This is a genomic window from Alteromonas sp. AO-Serp, assembly GCF_017849675.1.
Lineage (GTDB): Bacteria > Pseudomonadota > Gammaproteobacteria > Enterobacterales > Alteromonadaceae > Alteromonas > Alteromonas macleodii.
On sequence record NZ_JAFLMX010000210.1, the window covers coordinates 1 to 18,696 of the forward strand.

General features: G+C 46.5%; 13 protein-coding genes. 10 read left to right on the forward strand and 3 right to left on the reverse strand.

Annotated elements, in window-relative coordinates:
• Positions 1–541: 541 nt before the first annotated feature.
• The 3 genes from QVA83_RS14090 to QVA83_RS14100 all read left to right on the forward strand — a co-directional run bounded on the left by QVA83_RS14090 (position 542) and on the right by QVA83_RS14100 (position 3,330).
• The gene (locus QVA83_RS14090; RefSeq protein WP_061487042.1) at positions 542–1,009 is read left to right on the forward strand and encodes a hypothetical protein; all 468 of its coding nucleotides are present in this window, start codon (positions 542–544) and stop codon (positions 1,007–1,009) included.
• A 643-nt stretch (positions 1,010–1,652) separates the two neighbouring features.
• Entirely contained in the window at positions 1,653–1,928 is a 276-nt protein-coding gene (locus QVA83_RS14095) for a hypothetical protein (protein ID WP_101566822.1), read from the forward strand.
• Between the two features lie 106 nt (positions 1,929–2,034).
• Positions 2,035–3,330 (forward strand): tyrosine-type recombinase/integrase, encoded by a 1,296-nt coding sequence (locus QVA83_RS14100; RefSeq protein WP_239220270.1) that lies wholly within the window; start codon positions 2,035–2,037, stop codon positions 3,328–3,330.
• Between the two features lie 559 nt (positions 3,331–3,889).
• Here the strand turns inward: QVA83_RS14100 and QVA83_RS14105 are convergent.
• On the reverse strand, positions 3,890–4,591 hold the full coding sequence (locus QVA83_RS14105) for a hypothetical protein (protein ID WP_101566828.1): 702 nt from the start codon (positions 4,589–4,591) through the stop codon (positions 3,890–3,892).
• Positions 4,592–5,037: 446 nt separating this feature from the next.
• Between QVA83_RS14105 and aldA the strand changes: the two genes are divergently transcribed.
• A complete protein-coding gene (gene aldA, locus QVA83_RS14110; protein ID WP_101566830.1) occupies positions 5,038–6,477 on the forward strand; it encodes an aldehyde dehydrogenase in 1,440 nt (479 codons plus the stop codon).
• Positions 6,478–6,715: 238 nt separating this feature from the next.
• The gene (locus QVA83_RS14115) at positions 6,716–7,093 is read left to right on the forward strand and encodes a hypothetical protein (RefSeq protein ID WP_101566832.1); all 378 of its coding nucleotides are present in this window, start codon (positions 6,716–6,718) and stop codon (positions 7,091–7,093) included.
• Between the two features lie 67 nt (positions 7,094–7,160).
• Here the strand turns inward: QVA83_RS14115 and QVA83_RS14120 are convergent, their stop codons facing one another.
• Positions 7,161–8,258, reverse strand: coding sequence for a hypothetical protein (locus tag QVA83_RS14120; protein WP_239247807.1), 1,098 nt, complete (start codon positions 8,256–8,258; stop codon positions 7,161–7,163).
• 381 nt (positions 8,259–8,639) lie between these two features.
• Positions 8,640–10,634: a sigma-54-dependent Fis family transcriptional regulator gene (locus tag QVA83_RS14125; protein WP_231513036.1), complete on the reverse strand. Its 1,995-nt coding sequence runs from the start codon at positions 10,632–10,634 to the stop codon at positions 8,640–8,642.
• A 536-nt stretch (positions 10,635–11,170) separates the two neighbouring features.
• On the opposite strand from QVA83_RS14125, the gene QVA83_RS14130 reads away from it, so the two are divergent.
• The 5 genes from QVA83_RS14130 (at position 11,171) to QVA83_RS14150 (ending at position 18,687) form a co-directional block, all read left to right on the forward strand.
• Positions 11,171–12,967 carry a PQQ-dependent dehydrogenase, methanol/ethanol family gene (locus QVA83_RS14130; protein ID WP_231513035.1) on the forward strand — a complete coding sequence of 599 codons (1,797 nt, stop codon included), beginning with the start codon at positions 11,171–11,173 and terminating at the stop codon, positions 12,965–12,967.
• A 93-nt stretch (positions 12,968–13,060) separates the two neighbouring features.
• Positions 13,061–13,702 (forward strand): QcrA and Rieske domain-containing protein, encoded by a 642-nt coding sequence (locus tag QVA83_RS14135; RefSeq protein WP_101566836.1) that lies wholly within the window; start codon positions 13,061–13,063, stop codon positions 13,700–13,702.
• A 12-nt stretch (positions 13,703–13,714) separates the two neighbouring features.
• The gene (locus QVA83_RS14140) at positions 13,715–14,176 is read left to right on the forward strand and encodes a hypothetical protein (RefSeq protein WP_069945400.1); all 462 of its coding nucleotides are present in this window, start codon (positions 13,715–13,717) and stop codon (positions 14,174–14,176) included.
• A 19-nt stretch (positions 14,177–14,195) separates the two neighbouring features.
• The gene (locus QVA83_RS14145; protein ID WP_101566838.1) at positions 14,196–17,516 is read left to right on the forward strand and encodes an FG-GAP-like repeat-containing protein; all 3,321 of its coding nucleotides are present in this window, start codon (positions 14,196–14,198) and stop codon (positions 17,514–17,516) included.
• A 22-nt stretch (positions 17,517–17,538) separates the two neighbouring features.
• Positions 17,539–18,687 (forward strand): alpha-hydroxy acid oxidase, encoded by a 1,149-nt coding sequence (locus QVA83_RS14150; RefSeq protein ID WP_101566840.1) that lies wholly within the window; start codon positions 17,539–17,541, stop codon positions 18,685–18,687.
• Positions 18,688–18,696: the final 9 nt, after the last annotated feature.

Below are 18,696 nucleotides of genomic sequence, written 5' to 3' on the forward strand. Positions count from 1 at the left end.
AAACCATTAAAGCGCGCAAAATCATTCACCATCACCACATCCTCTTATCAATTAACATTACCTCTATTGTATTAGATTTACAGACCACCTTCAAATAAAAACACCATTAAAACCCATCCGCGGACACCACAAAGTGGCATCTACCCTGCAACCCCGCCCTAACAAACCAGCCGAAGGCGCGCGCGAGTTGAGCAAGAGGGGCACCTCGGTGGTGGATGAGGGACGCCTTCTTTGGAATACCTGTTTGAAGGTGGTCTGTAATTAATGATTGGTATCGTTGTTTTCGGTGTTGTGCGTTTGTGTTGGTGAGCAGGCATAGCCCCAGAATTTGTTGAGATAGTAGATGTTTCTACGTGAAATTTCCGGAAGTCAGGAGTATTAATTCAGTGATTTTTTTCTAATTTATCGATTTCATAGTCGCCGGTGGTATCGTACCTTCAGCCTTATGAAATTATCTTCATCAACGATTTACACATATTGAAAATATCAAAAAATTTAAAAATAATATCACCGCTGTAACATTAAAATTGTGGTATTGGTTATGGATTACAACGAGCAAAATGCGCTAGAAATCGCTAAAAATCGAGCATTTAAACTATCTTCTCTGTTATTCGCATCACTGTTCGGTGCACTTACTTTTTTACTTTATCAAATTGGGCTAGAGACCTTTTCTTCCTCAAGCGCCAAACAGTTGCGTGATGAATATGGGGATTCAAGCATCACTTATACGGGTCTCTACATCGGACACTTGTGCTACTTTTTTGCTAACCGTTTCTACAACCATCTGCTTAAAGATGTTAAAGGCTTTAAGGTTTGCCCATATGATGAATTTGTAAAATTAAAATGGATTATCGGTACCACTATTTTCATTATTGTTCGGACGTTAGTGGTCTCATTCACCGACATGGACCTCTTAGCTCGCGCAGCCATTATTGTGGCCACTTTGGTATTATTGATCTATTGGTTGAAAAACTGGGATTATCACGTCGAAAAACCTGGAACCGAATAGACGCTTTAGATTGATGTTCGCTTTTTTGCTTTTCGTATAGTGACTTGATAACTATTGAAGGCGTGCTGCATTAATTGAACCCAGATAGGCGCTCGTACGTGAAATCTGATGACGTTTGCTGGGCGTTGCCCTCATTGGTAAACAGAGAAACGCCCTAGTGAATATATTTATTAGCGGCGGCGCCGTAATAGGACCAGCGGGGGCATTTGAACGAAAACCTACGGTTTTGAATCCTGTGGCACCCTCGAAACCGTAGGTTTCCGTCAGATAGCCGCTAACCCGGCATTTGCCCTTAAAACTTGGTCATCTTTGGAACATTACCGAATATTCAATGCTGTGACAGCCTTTTTCATAGCGAACCCTGGAGTTGTTTGAATTGTCCTAGGATGGGGTCCTGTGGAAGAACCGACAAATTTGACAAGTTTGCTTTTAAGGCAAGTTGACGTTCTTGGGGGCTATATCTAGTCAAAGTTGCACAAGTCTTTGTAAAATATTGATTTAATCATCTACAAAATGACATTCGTCACCCTAAATAACCAAAAAAGGTTTCAACGTAAACAATTTTATTTGAACATTCGCAACGCGACGTTTAATGTGAATTACCAGAAGTAAGAAGCAATATTTGCTTATAGGATTGTGTTAAATGCCAAATTGGATGGTGGAATTTTTGTATGTTGTTCTAATGTCTAAGCGATGTGTTTTTGCGTTCTTGTTAGGGATTATCCTGTTCTTCTTGATAAGCGCTTATGGTCACCATGCTTTGGAAAATTTTCAACTACAAGGAGTTTTTAAAGGAATTGAAGATGTTGTCAGAGATAAATTTCTTAGACGGTATGATAAATTAGCTCTCGGCGCTCTGATTACCTGCTGGATTCTGGCAATTAAGTTTTATATCAAAGATAGAAAGCGTTTCTTATAAACCTGGAAAACCATGAAATGACATCTCAAGTTGCCATTCAATGAAATCGTAATAATAACTGTTATTACGATTTTGAATTGTCAGGATATAGTGTTATGCTGCTCAAATGAAATATCATCCCATTACTGACACCATCGACCTTCAAGCGTCACAGCGAGATATTCTTGACACTCATGAATTTAAATCGGTGTACCCTACTTTGTCTGAGTATCTTGATTCATTTGAGCAACAAGGCATTCCTGCAAAAAACGATTTGAAGCAATTGCTTAATTTTTTGGTGACAGGCTTAAGCAATGCAAAAGGCACTCAATCAAGGTTCAGAAATGAGGCTGAGAGATTTACCTTGTTTTGCTGGCGCGAACGCGAAAAATCTGTTCTAGATACTAAACTTGAAGATATAAAGTTGTATATCGATTGGATCTGGTCACCACCCAAAACACTCATTGCTGATACAACAATATCGAGCCGCTTTAAATACAGACCTAATTCAGATATTCGTGTTGTCAATCCAGAATGGCGCCCTTTCGTGCATCGCACGCCTAAGGCAAATCGGAAAATCGAATCGTTGATAGCACCTGGAAAGGCTTCCAGTACTAAACATGCCTATAAAATCAGCCAAACGTCACTTCGCAATTCATATGCATCATTAAATGTTTTTTTTAAATGGTTAATCGATGCTGAGCTGGTTATGCGTAACTATTTGGCGGACGCCAAGAAAAACTGCAAATATCTGATCAAAGTTAAAATATATCAGCCACCACATACGTTTGATGATGAAGTCTGGGAAACATTTATCCAATGCCTTACGGTTGCAGCTGACGAAAACCCGAAGTTTGAAATTCACAGGTTTGTAGTGTTATCCCTAAAAGTATTGTTCTTAAGAATTTCGGAATTATCTTCTCGTGACTATTACACCCCTTTGTTCAATCATTTTCGACCGGATCCTAGTAATGAAGGCTGGGTGTTGCATGTTGTAGGCAAGGGAAAAAAAGAACGTGTAGTAACGGTGCCTGATTCATATATCGAAAATGTACTGGGTAGATACCGTGAATCGATGGACTTAGCCCCCCTTCCTAGAATTGATGAGGACACTCCAATCCTCCCATCAATGAAAACTGGTAAACCGCTTAAGCAAGACAGTGTCAATAATATTGTTGAAGAAGCGTTTGATTTGGTTATTTCTACTCTTATGAAGAGTGGAAAGAAACAACAGGCGCTTGATATTGCCGGTGCATCATCACATTGGTTGAGGCATACCGGCGCTACTCAAGCATTAGATGAATTGAATGAAACTATGTTAGCCGAAGAACTTGGCCATGCCAGTGTAAAAACGACAGTTGAAATTTATGTAGCCCCGGCACACAGAGACAGAATACGCAAAGGTTCACAACGTAAGCTCTGAGCACCAAAATACATTATTATGAACTTGGAAATAGCATATCTTAGAAAAGTACTGATAGTCTCAGTTTGATCAAAAGCGGTCATACTAGTATATCGTTCTAGATGACTGTTTTGTAAGCGGATCGGAGATTACATATTCTTTCCTATGAAAACACTGAACGTGGTTTTTTAGTGGAAACGGACAGCTTACTGCAACTTCGAGCAGCATCGGTCAGCTACCGGATCGCGTAAGGCAAAAACGCAGGTAAAACAGTATTTCCTTGCAAGCCTTGCCCGAACAAGACAAAGGTAACAATAGACATTTAGCACAAATAGACGGCTTTAGTTTGCATTCTGTCGTTTTCGCCGTCACTCATCAAACAGATAAGTTAGTGCACTTGTGTCGATATATCGCAAGGCTTTCCACATACCTCGTACCAAACTTCAGTACCAAAGACGAGTTCACTTACTTATCTTAACGACAATTCATTTCATGTTTTCTTCAAAATACCTACTGTGTAAACGTGACGCCAGACTTGAATGCATCTATCACTATGTCTAGTCTATAGCGTTAATAATTCTCATACTCCGAACACGCCGGATACCGTCGAATCATTTGTCGACCTTGCAGTGACAACAACACTAATCCAATCAGGTCGCACCTGTTGCTGGACTTTGCCCCCCGGCAACAATTTCCATTTTGCGCCTGACATTTCGTTAAGATTTCCCGTTTCCAAACGAAAGGTCGCCATTTCAGCATGTGTTGGGTAACGTCCATTTTGAATTGGATAACCCGCCCGAATATAACGCTTCTTGAAGTTAACCCGCAATTCGCCAACAATTAGCTGCAACGCGCCATTGGCATAAAACAGCGTTCCAGAAGTCGTCACGGGTTTACCTCCCAGTCCTAATATTTGGGGGGCGATTTCGCTGACCGAAAACGTCACGACTTCGCCTGCTGACAACTGAACCAATTGAGCATACACTTTTTGTCCTAAACGCTCGGCCAGTGAGGCAGAAAATACACTGGCGGACTCATGATCATAGCCAAGTAAGTCGGGTACGTTCGCCTCTTCCTCATATTTCAACCCTGCCAACATCTGTTTAACGGTTACTTCAGGAATGGTCGGCGATAGCTTGTCACTCCTTGCCCCTGGTAGTTCTTTGACTGCTATGTAATCTACCCCCTGCTGCCAGACAATGCGTTCCTCAGCACTCGCTGCAATTGATGAGAACATCACTACAACGACCATGATCCAACGGATTGATTTTGTATTTATCATGTTTAGCCTTCTCAATTCACATTAAAGTAACAATAATCAGCAATTCACATACCAGTCTGACGTTACAGTTATTAGCAGCCCGAGCACACCGCCAACGACACTGATAATTTAATAAAAATCATAATATTAAAGACAAATATATAGCAGCCTATGCACGCTTAACGGCAGGCCACATTGGCGTAAGGCGACTTCATTTGTAAAAGAAATGCGACAATTGCGATGCTACAGCTGATGCAAATCAGCTCGATTTCGCTGCGCCCTGAATATGCTCCACATTCAGAAAATATGAAAAAAATACATTTATTCAAACACATAAAGACAATCAGCGATATCTCTAAAAAATGGTGCGCCGATTGCTCAGGTAACCATGAAGCGACACCACTGCGCAGTTTGATCCGCAGTGCGTGTCACACGATATTTTCATGATTAAATTAAGAGAATCGCGTATGTCTGAGATACCTGTATATCAAAATTATATTAATGGTGAGTTTCAACCTCATTCAGCATCTTATATCGAGGTCACTAATCCCGCGAACGGTGAGCTACTCTCCCGGGTACCCAATGCGGATACGTCGGAGGTAGAAGCGGCCATAACAGCAGCGAAGAAAGCACAAAAAGCCTGGGCAGCGAAACCCGCGATTGAACGAGCACAATATCTGCACAAAATCGCCGATAAGTTGCGACAAAACGCGGAACACCTGGCAGCAGTAATTACCAAAGAACAAGGTAAGGTCCTCAGTCTGGCAACCGTTGAAGTAAATTTCACCGCCGATTACTTAGATTATATGGCTGGCTGGGCACGTCGAATTGAGGGTGAAATCATCACCAGCGACAGGCCCGGTGAAAACATTTTTATGTTCAGAAAACCATTGGGTGTAGTCGCCGGGATCCTGCCCTGGAACTTTCCGTTTTTTCTGATTGCACGAAAAATGGCGCCAGCACTGATCACCGGCAACACCATCGTCATAAAGCCTAGTGAAGAAACGCCAAACAATTGCTTTGAATTTACCCGACTGCTCGACGAAGTTGATTTACCCGCGGGTGTTTTTAACGTGGTTTGTGGCACTGGATATGGAGTAGGCCAAGCACTAACGTCAAACAGCCAAATCGATATGATCAGCTTTACCGGCAGCGTAGCTACTGGCTCAGCGATTATGGCAGCCGCCGCGCCAAATGTTACCAAGCTCAACCTTGAACTTGGAGGAAAGGCGCCGGCAATAGTGCTTGAAGATGCCGACCTCGATCTGGCAGTCAATGCAATTAAGGCATCCCGGGTTATCAATACAGGCCAGGTGTGTAACTGCGCAGAACGAATTTATGTGCACACTGCGGTAGCCGATAAATTTATAGAAAAGTTGAGTAGTGCGATGGCAGCGACGCGCTATGGTGACCCAATGAAACAGTCCGATCTGGAAATGGGACCTCTCATTAACCAAGCCAGTCTGGATAAAGTCATCTCCATGGTGAGTAAGGCGAAAAGCGAGGGTGCACAAGTCATCACCGGCGGTAAAGTTGCAGATATCGGCCCGGGATTTCATTACGAACCTACTGTTCTTGCAGGGTGCCACTCAGACATGGAGATCATGCAAAAAGAGATTTTTGGACCGGTATTGCCCGTGCAAGTAGTAGCCAGCCTGGAGGAAGCCGTTGAATTAGCCAACGCCTCTGAATACGGCCTGACATCCTCGGTTTACACCCGAGATCTCAGGCAGGCCATGCGTGCAATTGACTTACTGGACTATGGCGAAACCTACATTAATCGTGAAAACTTTGAAGCCATGCAAGGGTTTCATGCCGGTACCCGTAAGTCCGGGATTGGCGGTGCCGACGGCAAACACGGGCTCTATGAATATACCCGCACCCACGTCGCCTATGTGCAAAACTAAGTCTAATTAATCTATAAACAAAGCGCATTGTGGCGGTATACAGTGCGCTTTTTGCCGAAACGGCAATTACTAGCAGTTTTGTTAGGGCTGCAGCCCTCTGTATCACGAAGCTAAAAGGAAAATGAAAACTAACAACGCATAGTTCATATTATAGTTTACTGTTACAAACAGCGTTAGCCTCAGCATTTATAAAAAGTTTTCAGCGGTACCCATAGCCTATTTTACGTGAAAGTTAATCATGACAAGATTAAAAAAGAAACTAAACCGAATTCACATACCTACTTTTGAAATAAACTGCCCATATACCAATTCAGTTAACCAGCAGACAATTGAAGTATTCAGCACAAAAATTCCAGCTAATTTTGAAATAAAAAAAGCTGAGCTAGTGTTATGTAAATTAGCCATCGAAGATTCAATAACTTTTTTTACTGAGCAAAAACCTCATAAATTATTTGACGGAAACGCCTTTTTAATAATCAATTCAATAGATATTTACTCATCAGTAGAAGAAGCTGATTATTTTTTTCAGAAGACTCAGGCTCCCCCCCCTCAAAATAGTATTAGATTATCAGTTAAAAACGCCAGAAATAATCACGTTATATTTATAAACAATTAAATTTAAAATTAAAAAAACCGCAGGTTGATGCTGCGGCTTTTTATATACTCACAAAGCAATGAACAGATTAAAACGTCACTGAGACCTCAACGATAATACCGTCCCACTCTGCTCCACCAGCAGCACCGAATGCTGCAGTACCGCCTCCGGAATACTGTTCTTCCTCTTGCTTAACATATTCAGCTTTGAATAACGTGAAATCATTCATCCACCAGCCGCCGCCCAACTGCAAACGGCTTGCGGTGTTATTGCCGGTAATACCAACGCTTTCGTTATCTGATTCGGCGTAACGGGCTGCAACATAAAACTCTGAATTAATCATATAGCGCCCTTCTACAGACCAAAACTTCATTTCAGATTCCTGCTCTACATAACTGGTTTGAAACGCCCCCTGGCCATTTTCCCAGCTATAATCGTCTTTTGCACTCCCGTACAAAGCATGGAACATAACTGTATCGGTCATGTACTGGACATCAGCCTGCCAGATAAAGGCGTCAACGCCCGGCACAATCAACGGGTGGGTTACTCTGGCATTCGGTGCCGAACTGGCAAACTGATAGTTATCGCCGTCTCCCACAGCAATCAACGAGCCAGCGGTCTTCCCTTCTACAGCACTCATCTCATGATTGGTGGAAAAAACACCTGCTGCAAACGATAAACCATTGCTTAAATTATAGGTTCCGCGTAAGCCGTAGTTGTACCCTCGTCCGTCGGAAAAGTCCGCGAAAAAGTCCGGTGTCGACAACGTACCATCCCAGGTAATACTGCTGCCGCCTGCCAGTTTATGTACCCCATACAACCACAAACCTTCTTCTGCTGTGATCATGTCTACCAGACTATTGCCAACAAATGGGTTACTTTGCACTGCCGCACCATCAGAATAGCGCAGGAAGTTCTGCGTGGTGGCGATCATATTTCCCAGCCTGACACCCACTTCCTGATTAATCTGATACTGTATCCACGCTAAATCCTGGCTGATAGCAGCGCTGCCGTTATTCCAGTCGTTGGGCTCCTCGGCGAGTTCGGCAAAAACAGATAGCTTGTCTGTCAACTGCGCATTAATATTTAACGCAAAGCGCAAACGATGAAAACCAGAGTCAGTGTTAGCATTGCCCGGGTCCGCAGCTGCGCCGTCGACTTCCATCCCCGCCTGCCAACTTTGCATCACCGCACCAGACAACTGAATCCGGCTTTTTTCCTGCGCAAATGAAGCCGGACTAAAATAAGTCAGTGCTAAGGCAGAAGTGGCTAGTACTATTTTATTAAACTGCATTTCATTGTGTCCCCTGTTTGGAATTTAAACTTTCATTCGCAAATAAGGGATGGCAAAGAACATGCCATTGTAATTAAATTGTAAAAATTAAGTTTAACCATTAATTTAAAAGGAAATTTAAATTGATACGGACTTTATAGAAAAATCATTTTTCTTAAAAATTAAACTAGTGTCGCACGCCATTTGCAGCATAATGCAACAATTAATTACGGAAATAAAAAACCGTTAATTACCTTTCGACAATTAACGGTTCAAATAATAAAACTCAGATTATTAGTAAATATCGTTGGGCTGAACAATATTGTATTTTTTCATTTTTCGGTAGACCGTTGAACGGCAAATATTGAGCTCTTCTGACACCGTTGTAATATTCCACCGGTGTTTTTTTAACGTGTCTAATAATAACTGACCTTCGTGACTGCCTGCATACTTAGACAAAGCCTTTTCTTTGACAACACCAGTCTCTTGCTCCGTATCTAACGCATCCAGCGAATGATGATCGAGAATCTCATCTGGCAAACTATCAAGCGTTATCAAATTGTTTTCGCTCACCGCAGCGGCATATTTCAACACGCTCATTAACTGGCGTATGTTGCCAGGCCAGTGATACATTTCCAGCGCCTGGCGAGCCTTTTCATCTATTTGATAGTCACCCAGGTGCTGTAGCTCTCGTCTTACTACATTGGCAATAATAGCTGATTTATCGGTACGCTCCCTTAGCGGTGGCAGTTTCAGCGCCATGCCATTGAGGCGGTAGTAAAAGTCTTCCCGAAACTCCTTTTGGTCTATTCGCGCTCGCAGATCCTGGTGGGTGGCAGAAATAACCTGCAAGTCCAACGCAGTCGGTTCGGTGGCACCTAATGGCATTGTTTCTCGCTCTGCCAGTACACGTAGCAAGCGTGTTTGCAATTGCACAGGCATATCGCCAATTTCATCTAAGAACAGGGTTCCTCCATTGGCCAGTTCCAGCTTGCCCTTCATGCCATTTTTGTTGGCGCCAGTGAAACTGCCACTGCGATATCCAAATAGCTCACTTTCTATCAACGTTTCAGGGATGGCAGCACAATTTAATGCGATAAAGGCATGGCCGGCCCGCGAACTGGCATCATGGATTGCCCTGGCAAAGGCTTCCTTACCCGTGCCGGTCTCGCCGGTAATTAATATTGGAATGTCTTTATCAATAACTTGCAGAACTTGTCGCGCGATTCTTTGCATCCGTGGATCTTCACCACTTAATTCGTTCAGTGAAGGATGCTTTCCTGAAGTTAAGGGAGAGGCTGCTTTAGCAGCAGTCCGAACCGATCCAGACGCCACCGACCGGGAACCAGGCACCCGCAATGCCAGTTCAATCTCTTCCAGTAATAGTGGCGAATAAACCTTTATAACATTGCTACCACCGTTTGTTTTGGTGAGTAACTCATCGATAGAAATACCAATGATATCTTGTAACCGGCTCCCTGGGAGCAGTTGATCAGTTGGCAGCAGTGACGAGTATTCAAAAAATGACGAACGATTTGCCCCGGTGATAACGCCTCTTTCGTTAACCGCTAATAGCTGCTCCTGCGCCAAATCGAAAAAGCTTTCCGCCGGACGAATATTCAACGTCATCTGATTCCGATAGGTCTTGCGAAAATAACTGTTTTCAATCATTCGCCCGTACATCATGACCATTTGCAGCGTCATAAACTGGCTGCTTCTGTTTTTGTCAGCGCCAAGACATGACGCGTTCAGGCAGCCACGTAATTCCCCCATGGGATCAAATATAGGGGTAACGGAACAACTTAAGTCTCTGTGACTGGGATAAAAGTGCTCATCCCGGTGAATAATAATCGACTCTTTTTCAACCAGACAGGTACCAATACCATTGGTACCTACCTGATCCTCCGCCCATCGTGCCCCGATAAGTAATCCTGACTCTTTGCTGCGGACTTTTTCCCGAGTAGGTAGATTGGTCGCCAGGGTTAACCCTGAAGCATCGGTTAGCACAACCGAGTAGCCTGCATCAGCAATTCGCTTCGATAAACCAGTTAGCCCCTGCCGGGCAATATTTAAGTAGTCTTCCTGTTGCTGCAATTGCAATCGCATCTCTGAGGACGATAAAACTTCAACCTCGTTGGTCGCATGCGGATCAAGGCCGTGCTTTAGCAAGCTACGTTGCCAAGAGCGGGAAATCGGTTCTGTCGGCTGAATATTTCGAAGCTGAAATTCGGCCGACATAAATGTTTCAGCACCACTAACGTCCATAGATTGCGAAGTTTGTTTCATCATTACCGTCGTACTCCGTTCTTAGTTTATTGCAGGCAATGTACTAGCAGCATCAGGCAATTCCCCTGGTCAACTATTCAACACCTTATCAAATTAACGTAATGATGCAATTTTTGTAACATTTTTTTCAAATATGCATTTTTTCTTGTATTTACCGCCACATTGATGTGGATCCGTTTGCCGCCCCACCATCAAATAAAGAGAAAAATAAAACAAATACAATCACTTATTATTTTTTAGTTGTTATTACTTAGTAGCTAAAAGCCCTGCAGGGAAAATACGGCAAAACGGCTCGGCAAATATTGGTAAGTGCGATTCTGCCAACCGCAACCGAAAAGTGTCTCATTGTTGCATTAACGCTGCGACAGGTGTTTCTTCACTCAAACGACTTTCTGTACTTAATTTTTTCAACGAAACAGCACGTCCCAATAAACCTTTTAAAAATCAACAAATTAAGAATATAACCATCGGGAAATGTTATTGGCATGTTAATTGATTTAGGCATTCTGCTCGAACAAAACGACTTTCAGAGGTAAAAAATGAAAAAAACTAGTGCTCCACACCTGAGCTACCTGAGTTGCTGTCTGGGGTTAGCAGGTATCATGGTTAGCTCTTATGCATCAGCCGCCGGTCTGACCAAGCTAACAAAAGAAATTGAAGACTACAAACCTGTCACGCAAAAGCGGTTAAACGAAGCAAACCCCAAAGATTGGTTGCTACCCAAAGGGAATTACGAAGGCTGGATGTTCAGTGAACTTCAGCAAATTAATAAAAAGAATGTTAAAAAGCTCACACCTGTCTGGACCTACTCCACCAACCTGGACTCCGGCCATGAGGCTCCCGCCCAGATCAATAATGGCGTCATGTTTGTATCAACACCCTACAATCACGTGATCGCATTGAATGCCAAAACCGGGCAGGTTTACTGGCGCTATAAGCATGACAATCCTTATGATCTGTCGGTGATGCATAACACCAGCCGCGGCATTGCCTTATGGGACGACAAAGTCTATGTCGCCGGACTTGATGGCACTTTGAATGCGCTGGATGCCAAAACCGGGGAACGCATTTGTCAGGCGCAGATTGGTGACTGGAGTATCGGTGCTTATATCACCTCGGCGCCCACTCCGGTGAAAGGTAAGATACTGGTCGGCCCGTCTGGCGGCGAGTATGGCGTGCGGGGCTTTTTAGAAGCGATGGACGCCGAAACCTGTGAACAGGCATGGCGCACATACAGCGTACCAGGTCCGGGTGAGCCAGGTCATGAAACCTGGAAAAAGCAAGGAAAACGCCCCGACGCATGGAAATATGGTGGCGGAAGCATGTGGATGCCGGGTAACTACGATCCAGAGGCCGACATACTTTACTGGGGAGTGGGTAACGGCTCACCATGGCTCGGTGATCAGCGCCCCGGGGATAACCTTTATGTGGCTTCATCGATTGCCATGGACCCGGACAACGGCAAGATCAAAGGCCATTTCCAGTACCATTACAATGATTCATGGGACTGGGCCGCCATGAATGCACCAATGCTGGTTAATTTTAAACAAAATGGCAAAACGGTTAAGGGCCTGGTCTCACCTCAGCGTAATGGCTACATGTATTGGCTGGAGCGCAGTGACGACGGTGAAATAGGTTATGTTGAAGGCAAACCCTTTGTTAAAAATAACGCCTTTAAGTCGCTTAATAAAAAAACCGGTCGCCCTACCTATGACTATGATCATGTTCCGGTCACGGGTAAACGGGTGGATTACTGCCCTAGTCTGTGGGGCGGTAAAAACTGGCCTTACGAGTCTTATAATCCGCAAACCGGCATGGTTTATGTGCCGGCCAATGACAACGTATGTAACTCATTCCTCGGCAAATTTCAGGATGATGTTGAACCTGCATCCGGGCAATTCTGGGCTGGCATCGATATTCCCGACCTCGATGTTTACCTTGATGACCCTAACAAGGGTGTAGGTCAACTTCAGGCCTGGAATATCAATTCCCGCGAAAAAGTCTGGCAACACGACTTTGGCAAAACCATGAACTGGGGCCCTGTGCTATCGACAGCAGGCGGCATTGTGTTTGGTGCTGGTACTAACGACCGGATACTACGCGCCTTTGACGCCGAAAGCGGCGAAGTATTGTGGGAATTCCCGCTTAACTCAACGGCCATTGCGCCCCCTGTGAGCTACGAAGTTGACGGTAAGCAGTATATCGCTATTACCGCTGGCTATGGCGTAGACGCACACTGGACCAACAGTGTTCTGGCCGACAAAGATGAATCTGGTGAATGGATCGCAGATGTCCCTGAGGGCGGGGTAATCTGGGTCTTTGCACTGCCGGATTAAGTCTCTTTGGGGTGACGAAAGTCGGCGCATTGGCGCCGGCTTCCAGGTTCGTTGTACATAAACAGATTCAATAAAGTAGTAAGAAGGTATCCTATGAAAAATCGTACATCTGACAATGTCAGACAATCCCGGTGCTGCCAGGCGGATTATGATGGACCAGATAATGGCTTTCGTCGGGACATGCTGAAGTACTTGGCCTTTGCCATTCCTATTGCCAACCTCTCTGTCAGCGGCAAGCTGTCAGCTGCTCAGAACCGACCTGAGCGACTGCCACCACAACCCGGCGACCGACTGACGTATTTCAGTAAAAGCAAACGCGGCCAGATTATAAAACTATCCGATTTGGCCGAACTCGACAAACAACAGCTCATTTTGCCCTACGACGTGCAGAATAACATTGTCCGCGACGGCTCACGCTACAACCAGGTGCTGCTGCAAAAGCTCCCCGAGAGCAAGCTTTCCAATGACACCAAGGCACTATCGGCCAGTGGCGTGGTGGCTTATTCAGCCATCTGTACCCATGCTGGCTGCCCGGTCACCGGCTGGATGACAGACGAGGAAAACTACATGTGTCCGTGCCACCAGTCTGTGTTTAACCCCAAAGACAGCGGAGTTGTGATGGCCGGCCCGGCACCACGAAACCTGCCCGCATTACCGCTCAAAGTTGAGAATGACGAAATAGTGGTAGCAGGCAATTTTAATAGTTGGATTGGCTTTGGTAAGCCCCCCAGATAACGGAGAACCCCCATGAACAACAAACATAAATTAATGCTTCCTGTTACCACTGGTCTGCTAATGACGTTGTTTTGCAGCCAGGCAATCAGCGCAGCTAAGCCAATGACAGGCGTGAGTTGCCAGGGCGGCTTTTTTGTCCGCACGCCAGATAAACATATTCACTGGATAAATGACGAAGAAGCAAAGCCGGTACAGGTATACGCACAGGATGATGATATCTACGCAATGGCGGAATGTGGCACCGGAGTGGTTACCGTGTTCGAGAAAAAGCAGGCAGAAAAAACTGAGTATGCCGCTTATTACAGCCCTAACTGCAAAGATATTGGTCGCGAACAAGGCGAAACCCGCACGCTCTATCAGGGCGATGTAAAGATAAACCGCATCCGCCCGTCTGCTGATGGCCTGGAAATTCGCCTGGTGAATAACCAGTTTTTGCGCGGCAGTAGTTGCAGCGCAGTTAGCGCTATTAAGTAAGGCAAGAAAGGAAAAGGTAATGGGGCTCATTGGTCGCGGTAAGATATATATAGTAACACTGCTGACGCTGGTCAGCGCCAGTGGCAATGCGCGGTTGGAAGCCAATGAAGAGCAGGCTCTGAGCAAACTGTTAGACAGCTTAAGTGATTCTTATGCATTTACGGTTGATACTGTGTCGCCATCAACCGAAACACCAATGTTTCGGTTAGGCATGGAGCTGTTCTTTAGTAAATCACTCAGTGGTAATCAGGATGTTGCTTGCGCCAGTTGCCATCACCCATATCTTGCCGGGGGCGATAGTCTCAGCCTGCCGGTTGGCGAGTCACCGTATAATGACAATTGGGTAGGACCCGGACGCTGGCATGACTGGCAGCGTTCGGCCGATCCAAAAGCTGACGGGACACCCAATGTTGCCAGACACTCTCAAACCACGTTTAACGCGTCATTATACAGCCGCTCGATGTTTTATGACGGGCGCATTTTTGTGCTTGATCCTACCTTACGCTCCCATGGTGAAGATCAGCGCCACCGGACACCGGATAGTAATTTGTGGCAGGGCGATAGCTCTGCAGGACGCGATTTACTCGCCACTCAGGTGCGCTTTCCGGTGATATCCACCGATGAAATGCGTGGCCATACCTTTGCTGCCGACAGTACTAACGAAGGGGTACGCCACGCACTGATCGAACGGCTCAAACAAAGCGAAAATGTGCAGCAGTGGCTGCAGCTCTTTCGGCAGGCCTTCGCCTCACCCACTGGCAGCTCGAATTCGCTGATTACATTTGCCAATATCGAAACTGCTATCTCCTATTATCAGTCTACTCAAATCTTGCTGGATGCCCCCTGGTTTGACTATGTTAACGGTAAAACCAACGCACTGACGGCCAGTCAGAAGCGCGGCGCAAAGCTATTTTTAACCAGCCCGGATAAGGGCGGTGCAGGTTGTATAAACTGCCATACGCCGCCAATTTTTACAGATGAGAAATTTCATAATATTGCTGCGGTGCAGATTGGACGTGGTAAACAACCCAATGGGGAAGATTTTGGCCGCCGCGGCGTAACACAACAAGACAAAGACCGATACGGATTTCGTACTCCCTCACTACTAAACGTGACGGCAACCGCCCCCTACACTCACGCTGGCGCTTTCACGGATCTTGATGCCATCATTGCGCATCATTTGGCACCGGATGAGTCGGTTAGTCAGTTTGACTTTAGTTTTGCTAACAACCCGCAATTGAAGCACGTTGCCGGGTTGCTTAGCGACAGTAAACAACACACCCAGGGTGCACTGGCTCAGCTTAACCGAGAGCAAGCCGCAGGCAGCAGCCTGCTGCCTGACGGCCTGACCCTAACAGTAACGCAGATAGACGATTTAAAGGCCTTTCTAGCCAGCCTTACCGATCCTTGTATTACCGATAGAGCCTGTATGGCGAAATGGGTACCTGATAGCAATGCACCAGCCCCTGACGAGCACCGCCTCGTAGCAGAATTTCGCGGTCATATGCCTCCTCCTCAACCTGTAGCCATACACCTGGAGGCAACTCACACCAGTCTGCCTCATCAGACCCCGGGGCCAGCACTCCCTGCTGCGTTGCTTAGCGATGACGCATTTGGCTGTTCCCGCTCTGCACCGACGCATCAGTCTCTTGCCAAGCACCATAGCCCCCATCAAAGCGCCAAACGCTTTGATGAAGTGGCTGTGAGTGCCGGGTTAGCTCACAAACATCACATCAATTGGGAGAACTATACCCTGTCTTCGGCACAACGCCTGATCTTTAGCGGTGGACTGGCGGCCGGCGATATTGATGGTGACTGCTGGCCGGATCTATTTTTTGCAACCGGAGACGCGGCAGCGGACGTACTGTATAAAAATGAACGAAACGGCACCTTTAGCGATGTCAGTAAAGTGTGGGGATTAACCAGCGTTGAACTGTCTAACGGTGCAGCCATGGTAGATATTGACGGCGACGGCGATCTAGATTTATTCACCTCTAATCTGCTACAGCCCGAACTGCCATCCATCACCGGTCAAAAGATGCAGTTGCCAGACTCCCAGCTTCCCACGTTATACCTCAACGATGCGCAACAAAAGTTGCATGTTGCCGCTGACATCGGATTACAAATACAGCTTACCAGTTGGTCTTTTGCTTTTGCCGATGTAAATAAAGATGGCACCGTAGACATGCTGACCAACCATTGGCGCGGCCCCGGACTGGGCGGCGAACAGCCAACCCACCTGTGGAGCAACATAAGCAGCTCGGAGGGGATCTGGTTTGAAGGTCTGGATACCGAGGCAGGCCTTACAGATTTGGTAGGCAATGCAGACTTTACATTTACCGCTAACTTTACCGACATCAATAATGATGGCTGGCTGGATTTGTTGTTTGCAGCAGATTTTGAAACCAGCCAGGTGTATAAAAACCTCCGCGACGGTACTTTTGCTAGAGAGACCCACGCTCATGAGATTTCAGATCAGAATGGCATGGGGGCAGCCGTTGCAGACTATGATAACGATGGCTACCTGGATTGGTTTGTTAGCAGTATCTGGGACCCGAACGGCAAGCCGGAAGGTAGCTGGGGGGTCAGTGGTAACCGCCTGTACCACAATCACCAGGGTCGGCTGGAGGATGCAACAACACAGGCTGGTGTGGCCGAAGGGCTATGGGCTTGGGGCGCATGCTTTGCCGACTTTAATAACGATGGCTGGTTGGATTTATTTCACGTTAACGGCTTTGATCTGCCGCCACAACTCAGCCGCCATCTTGGTAACCCGCTGGCGTATCGTCGCCTGAAGCAAGCCATGGCTGAGTTTGAGAACACCCCGAGTCGGCTTTTTATTTCTAATCAGGACGGTACATTCACAGAACGCAGTCGTCAGTGGGGGATCACCGATACCTTTTCTGGCCGCGGCGTGGTCTGCATGGACTACGACCGGGATGGTGATGTGGATATTGTGGTCAGTAACCACGAACAGCGACCGGTACTGTATGCCAATCGTCACAACGATGACGCCAGCAACAACTACTTATCCATCACCCTGCGCGATAGTACGCAAAACACCCGGGCACTGGGCGCTAAAGTGCATGTGACTACCGGCAACACTACCCAGTTGCAGGAAGTACGCGCAGGCGGCGGATTTTTAAGCGGTGCGCCGTCAACCCTGCACTTTGGTTTGGGTGACGCCAGCCAGGCCGACACCATTACTATTGAATGGCCAGACAAAACAGGAAGTGTCAGTACGTTTCACAATATTCCGGCTAACCAGTTTTTATACATCCAGGCCGATCGGGGAACTATTGAGCAACGCTCACCTTCGCCCCCACCCCAATCGCAGTAACGAACAGAGGCAGTAACACGCTATGCGCTTAAACCAATGCTATAACTATCAGGACTTCAGAACCCTGGCGAGAAAACGCCTGCCAGGCCCAATCTACAATTACATCGACGGTGGTGCCGATGACGAGGTAACCATGCGGCGTAACACTGAAGCCTTTAATCAGTGTGATTTAATTCCCGGGGTACTTCGCGGTGTCAAAGATGTTGATCTGAGTATCGAGGTGATGGGTCAGCGACTTGAATTACCTATGTACTGCTCTCCTACCGCCCTGCAACGGTTATATCACCACCGAGGTGAATATGCAGTTGCGGCCGCCGCCGAAAAGTTTGGCACTATGTTCGGCGTGTCGTCGCTGGGCACCGTGTCGATGGAGAAAATTGCACAGGATTTTGATATTCCCCAGGTGTATCAGTTTTATTTTCACAAAGACCGCGAGCTTAACCGGGCCATGATGGAACGGGCGAAAGCCAGTGGCATACAAGTTATGATGCTGACGGTAGACTCAATCACCGGTGGCAATCGGGAGCGGGATTTACGTACCGGCTTTTCGATACCCTTTCGTCTGACCCTGGGCGGCATGGTTGAATTTGCCAGTAAACCCGCCTGGGGCATCAACTATCTGCTCCACGAAAAATTCTCCCTACCACAACTGCAGGCCCATATTGACATGGACGGCGGCAGCAGCTCTATCGGTGATTATTTTACCAATATGCTGGATCCGGCAATGAACTGGCAGGATGTGGCCGACATGGTTGATTTTTGGGATGGTCAGTTCTGTTTAAAAGGCATTATGAGCGTTGAAGATGCCAGGCGTGCAGTAGACATTGGCTGCACCGGTATCGTGATTTCTAATCACGGCGGGCGCCAACTTGACGGCTCACGCAGCTCTTTTGATCAACTGGCCGAAATTGTCGACGCAGTAGGCAATGATATCGACGTTCTTTTTGACAGCGGCGTGCAGCGTGGCTCACATGTACTCAAAGCACTGGCGCTGGGCGCAAAAGCGGTGGGAATTGGGCGGATGTACCTGTATGCACTGGCGGCGGCCGGACAACCAGGTGTGGAGCGGGTCCTTAAGCTCATGCAGGCTGAAATTGAACGCGACATGCGACTCATGGGCTGCAGCAGCATAAAGGACCTGCAACGGGAACATGTTCGCTTTCGTCCCTGATCCCCTGCC

Coding starts and splice junctions, on each gene's coding strand:
- QVA83_RS14090 (WP_061487042.1), top strand. CDS start 542: ATGGATTACAACGAGCAAAATGCGCTAGAAATCGCTAAAAATCGAGCA.
- QVA83_RS14095 (WP_101566822.1), top strand. CDS start 1,653: ATGCCAAATTGGATGGTGGAATTTTTGTATGTTGTTCTAATGTCTAAG.
- QVA83_RS14100 (WP_239220270.1), top strand. CDS start 2,035: ATGAAATATCATCCCATTACTGACACCATCGACCTTCAAGCGTCACAG.
- QVA83_RS14105 (WP_101566828.1), bottom strand. CDS start 4,591: ATGATAAATACAAAATCAATCCGTTGGATCATGGTCGTTGTAGTGATG.
- aldA (WP_101566830.1), top strand. CDS start 5,038: ATGTCTGAGATACCTGTATATCAAAATTATATTAATGGTGAGTTTCAA.
- QVA83_RS14115 (WP_101566832.1), top strand. CDS start 6,716: ATGACAAGATTAAAAAAGAAACTAAACCGAATTCACATACCTACTTTT.
- QVA83_RS14120 (WP_239247807.1), bottom strand. CDS start 8,258: ATGCAAAGTTGGCAGGCGGGGATGGAAGTCGACGGCGCAGCTGCGGAC.
- QVA83_RS14125 (WP_231513036.1), bottom strand. CDS start 10,634: ATGATGAAACAAACTTCGCAATCTATGGACGTTAGTGGTGCTGAAACA.
- QVA83_RS14130 (WP_231513035.1), top strand. CDS start 11,171: ATGAAAAAAACTAGTGCTCCACACCTGAGCTACCTGAGTTGCTGTCTG.
- QVA83_RS14135 (WP_101566836.1), top strand. CDS start 13,061: ATGAAAAATCGTACATCTGACAATGTCAGACAATCCCGGTGCTGCCAG.
- QVA83_RS14140 (WP_069945400.1), top strand. CDS start 13,715: ATGAACAACAAACATAAATTAATGCTTCCTGTTACCACTGGTCTGCTA.
- QVA83_RS14145 (WP_101566838.1), top strand. CDS start 14,196: ATGGGGCTCATTGGTCGCGGTAAGATATATATAGTAACACTGCTGACG.
- QVA83_RS14150 (WP_101566840.1), top strand. CDS start 17,539: ATGCGCTTAAACCAATGCTATAACTATCAGGACTTCAGAACCCTGGCG.